This window comes from Psychrobacter sp. FME5 (genome assembly GCF_014861375.1).
Classification (GTDB): Bacteria; Pseudomonadota; Gammaproteobacteria; order Pseudomonadales; family Moraxellaceae; genus Psychrobacter.
The window spans coordinates 1-4,254 of record NZ_RRYX01000162.1 but is presented as its reverse complement, the minus strand read 5'-3'; the positions used below and the strand labels follow the sequence as shown (position 1 = coordinate 4,254).

Below are 4,254 nucleotides of genomic sequence, written 5' to 3'. Positions count from 1 at the left end.
GGCTAAATAGGACGGATTGACGGCTAAATAGGACGGATTGACGGCTAAATAGGACAATGATATATTGTTGTCCTATTTAGCGTATTTGGGGTTTACTGTTATGAGTAATGATTTAATTGTAATGGATAATGCGGTTATAAATGCAGCTTATGAGTTGAGCGTAAATGAACAACGTTTAATTCTCTCCGCAATGGCACAAATCCCTAAAGGTGAACCAGTAGATGCTAAACATGCTTACTGCGTTACAAGAGATGATTTTATACGGCTTGGCGTACACCCTGATACTGTAGCGAGGGAAATACGAAGTGCATCAAAAGACTTGATGAAAAAATCATTATTTATAGATACAGAAATTGGTGAGCTTGAATTCCATTGGCTCTCTGAAGTCTTGCGCTATGATAAAAATGCAGGAGAGAAGCTAAAAGCCAAGTACCCTAACCCTGAAGATTACAGTAAATATATTCAAATGCTTAGGGCTTACAATCTAATGGATAGCCTTATGCCTTCTGATGATGATAACGTTGTTGTACGTTTGGTTTTTAATGAACGTATTGTTCCATTTCTATCTGAACTTAGAAAAAATTTCACACAATTCAATATTGAGGATGTAGCAGGGTTTAGCAGTAGTTATAGTATGCGTCTGTATCAAGCTATGATGCAATTCAAGTCAACTGGTTATAGAAAAATAAAGCTAGTGGATTTACGCTATATGCTTGCTCTAGGGGATAAATATAAAGCTACAAAGGACTTGAAAGTGCGTGTGATTGATACCGCAATTAATGAGATTAACGATAAATCACCTTATACAGTAAAGTATGAAATGTTGAAAACAGGACGAAAATTTACTCACTTAGAGCTTAAGTTTAAGACGAAAAAAACAAGTAAAAAAGAAATTAGTATTGAGCGTGACGCTAATAATGGCGATATGTTTACGGTTGATGGGCTAAGTGATAAACAGTTGGGGCGTATTGCACGTAATCAGCAATTCATAGCAGACTATAATCACCTAGTAAGCTCTACCAGCCCAGCTGGTCAAAACTCACAGGCTTGGGAGTTTGAGATGATTAACCGTCTTAAAAAACAGCCTGAGCAGTTTAACAAGCGTCCAATCAGAGAGTATCTTGAATACTAATTTAAGAGTTGAGATAGAAGCGGATCTGAATGGGGGCTGTTTCCCATTAAGACCCGTTTCTATCTGTTAAATCTCTAAGTGAGGTGCTTGTGATTGTTTTATCCGTAGGTCGGACTTCGCTGTTATGTCCTTGCCCCAATTAGTTGCCCTGACTGCTACCAGCTGGCGGTAATTCTCGTCCTCGCTCATTTGTATGGCGTTCAGGGCTGACCTGTCTATCCAGTCTTGCACTAAATCCTTTTTCTCTTGGTTATCGCTCATATCTCTATCGCTCCATGCCTTTATCTTTGCTCTGACTGGTACGCACTCGTAGCTGTTCCACCTTTGGTTCTTGCTGCTTCTGCTGCTCTTTGTATTCTTTGATAGCTTGTTGACCTTGCTGTGCTTCTTGCACTGTCTGCGGTTCGTTTTTGGCTATCCAGTCTTTAGCGTGTTGCTTGTATTTTCCTCTATCTTGAACCTCTTTAACGCTTATTTGGCGTTCTAGGCTTCGCAATACCGTCCGTTTTTCTAACTGCTGCTTTGACCACTTGCTTTGACTGGTCATCATAGGTTTTTTTGCGGTGTCGTAGGCTTGCTGAAGCTCGGCTAACTCTTTCTTCAGGGGTTTAAGGCTTAGTTGTTCAAACTGCTTTTCAATGTTTGCAAGCCTTGTTTCATAAGCGTTTACAGCTTTCTCACCTTTCACGGCTTGGGCGTGTAGCTCTTGTGAGTTCTGAAGCAATAGCTCTTTGGCTTGCTGCTGAAGCTGGGCTTCTCGTTCTGCTTTTAGTTTGGATTGTTGATGTTCAGCAATGCTTCTATCCGCTTGGTCGATTGCGCTAGCTGAAGCGTCAATCTCTCGTTCTGCTCCCTCAAGCTCTCGTTGACATTCCCCAACGACTTGAGTGACGAGCTTAGTTTTTCTATCTGCCCAAGCTGTGTTTTGTATTGCGTTTTCAATGTACTTAATTGCTGTTTCAATTCTTTCTCTTGTTCTGTCATTGCTCTGTTCTCGCTGCTCTGTGTCGGCTTTCAGGCTCTTTTCAATAATCGCTAGCTGCTTCATCGTATGGTTATATTCTTCAACCATGCGGTTATATTCGCCTGTCGCTGTCTTAATACCTTTGCGCTCTAGGGCTGACGCTTCCCAACCTAGTTTTTTGGTGGGTAGTTGCTCTAACCCTCTGTCTTTGTGGCTTCTATGGTCAATTCGGGCATCAATCTTGGCTTCTTTGAGGTGCTTATTGGTGATATTAGCCCACTGCTCACGGATTGCCTTTAGTTCTTCCCTAGCACTAGGTAAGCCACGCTCTTTAAGCTGGGTGTTGCTCATTTCTAGCTGTGACTTGTCTGTTAAAGCGACTCTGCCACTCTCCAAGCGTTCCAGCTTGCGTGTGGTCAACATGATATGGGCGTGATGGTTGCGGTTGTCGCCCTGTGCATCAGGCGTATGTATTGCCACATCAACGGCAACACCGTATTGATTGGCTAAGTCCTTAGCGAAGTCATTAACAAGCATCATCCGCAAACGCCCTGATAATTCATGAGGTAGATTAACGACAATCTCTCTTGCGGTTCGGCTGTTCTTTCTCGTTTCGGTGGTTTCTGCTAAGTTCCAAAGTTCGTTGCGCTTAATCTTTAAACCGTTTGGGGTGTGAAGTCGAGTGTATGCCACACCGCTTCTTTTGGTGTAGTCGTGTTCTTTGCCTGTGCGTTCATCTTTGATAGCAATACCAGCACGATAAGCAATAGACGCAGTGGCGGTTCTTCCGCTACTGCGTGATACTGGCTTAGTCGATAGGTGGTAGATTGCCACAAATTTACCAGTCTTCTGTAGTTAGATTTTTTGACTCAAGGTTTTTGGCTATATCTTTAAATATAGCATTTGCTTTCTCAGTATCCTTATAAATAGGAGCTAAGCTTATAGCTTCGTCTTCATATCTAATAATTTCTATACGATGAAAATCACCATCTTTACCATCACTAGGTGGTCGAGTCATTTTAACCATTTTGATAGTATCAACGTTTATTATCATATTGTTATAAGTTATAAAATTACTCATACTAGCCTCTTTTTTGGGGGTCAAGGGGGTTTCCCCTTTGCGAATTATGAAATCTATCTATACTGTAACAAAGTGGAATGTTAGCATAGTTTTCGTAAGTTCGCACTTAGTCAGTGGGACACAACCATTCCACAGTAAAAATTACATCATATAAATTTTAAAAATTAGGTGTTTTTAGCATGGAAACAAAAAAAGATATATTAAAACCGCTAGGTTTGGCATCTTCTGTAGCATTTGCTTATGCTATTTTATTTGTAGCATTGATGTTAGTTTCAGATAAAAAGATAACTAGCGATGGAGTTGTTTTACCAGCTATCTTAATTTTTTTAGTTATCTCTATAGTTAAATATACATTCTTCAAAGAAGATAAAAATATTCCGCAATGGCTAGTAGTTGGTTCTTTTCTTATAGCAATTATCATGGCTGTTGTTATAACCGTTATTCTATAAATTAAATACTTCACCAGCCTTTTTTAGGGTTTTTTATTAAGGAGCAATACGTGACTGACATCAAAAAATTAGAACAGAAGCGACAAGAAGCGTTAGACAAAGCCAATCGAATGAAAAAACAAATTGATAAGGCTCTCAACGGTCAAAAATTTGTGCTTGGAGCTATAACTATGGCTGTGGCAGAGAATGAACCTGAACGAATACCGCAAATTTTGGCTGATATAGAAAGATATGCTACTAGAAAAGCCGATATTAGCCGTTTAGAGGGCTTTAAATCTGAAATAGGTAACAATGTACCTAAAGGCAACTTCTCAAGCTCTAGTGAGGCAAATAGACCCCTTATTGATGATATTAACTTCTAATTAATACTTGTTATGGAAACTAAAAGTTAAAAAATCTTTAGCTCTTTCTTTTGTTTTTAAAATAAAAAAACAAAAAATAAGTTTTAAAAGTAATTGAAGTTTGAAGTTATCCACAAGCTTTTAAAGTTCTTCCCCTTTTTTAAGGTTTTAAAGGTTTTTAAAGAGTTTTTAGCCCCCCCTGAAAGTCATACTCAGTAAGGTCTAGCTAAATCTAAATAGGACGGATTGACGGCTAAATAGGACGGATTGACGGCTAAATAGGACGG

General features: G+C 39.4%; 6 protein-coding genes. 3 read left to right on the top strand and 3 right to left on the bottom strand.

The features are described from left to right. The first annotated feature begins 100 nt into the window (after positions 1–100). Positions 101–1,132 carry a RepB family plasmid replication initiator protein gene (locus EI161_RS13545; RefSeq protein WP_192529788.1) on the top strand — a complete coding sequence of 344 codons (1,032 nt, stop codon included), beginning with the start codon at positions 101–103 and terminating at the stop codon, positions 1,130–1,132. Positions 1,133–1,198: 66 nt separating this feature from the next. Here EI161_RS13545 and EI161_RS13540 read toward each other — a convergent pair whose 3' ends face one another. The 3 genes from EI161_RS13540 to EI161_RS13530 are packed head-to-tail and all read right to left on the bottom strand — an operon-like array spanning position 1,199 to position 3,177. Continuing rightward, positions 1,199–1,393: a hypothetical protein gene (locus tag EI161_RS13540; RefSeq protein ID WP_192529787.1), complete on the bottom strand. Its 195-nt coding sequence runs from the start codon at positions 1,391–1,393 to the stop codon at positions 1,199–1,201. A gap of 4 nt (positions 1,394–1,397) precedes the next feature. Then, positions 1,398–2,930 (bottom strand): MobQ family relaxase, encoded by a 1,533-nt coding sequence (gene mobQ / locus EI161_RS13535; protein ID WP_192529786.1) that lies wholly within the window; start codon positions 2,928–2,930, stop codon positions 1,398–1,400. 4 nt (positions 2,931–2,934) lie between these two features. Then, positions 2,935–3,177, bottom strand: a complete 243-nt coding sequence (locus tag EI161_RS13530; RefSeq protein ID WP_192529785.1) for a hypothetical protein — start codon at positions 3,175–3,177, stop codon at positions 2,935–2,937. 179 nt (positions 3,178–3,356) lie between these two features. Here EI161_RS13530 and EI161_RS13525 point away from each other — a divergent pair, with 179 nt between their 5' ends. Together EI161_RS13525 and EI161_RS13520 are read left to right on the top strand one after the other, a co-directional pair. Beyond that, positions 3,357–3,626 carry a hypothetical protein gene (locus EI161_RS13525; protein ID WP_192529784.1) on the top strand — a complete coding sequence of 90 codons (270 nt, stop codon included), beginning with the start codon at positions 3,357–3,359 and terminating at the stop codon, positions 3,624–3,626. A 50-nt stretch (positions 3,627–3,676) separates the two neighbouring features. Then, complete coding sequence (locus EI161_RS13520) at positions 3,677–3,988, top strand: hypothetical protein (RefSeq protein ID WP_192529783.1); 312 nt, start codon at positions 3,677–3,679, stop codon at positions 3,986–3,988. Positions 3,989–4,254 lie beyond the last annotated feature (266 nt).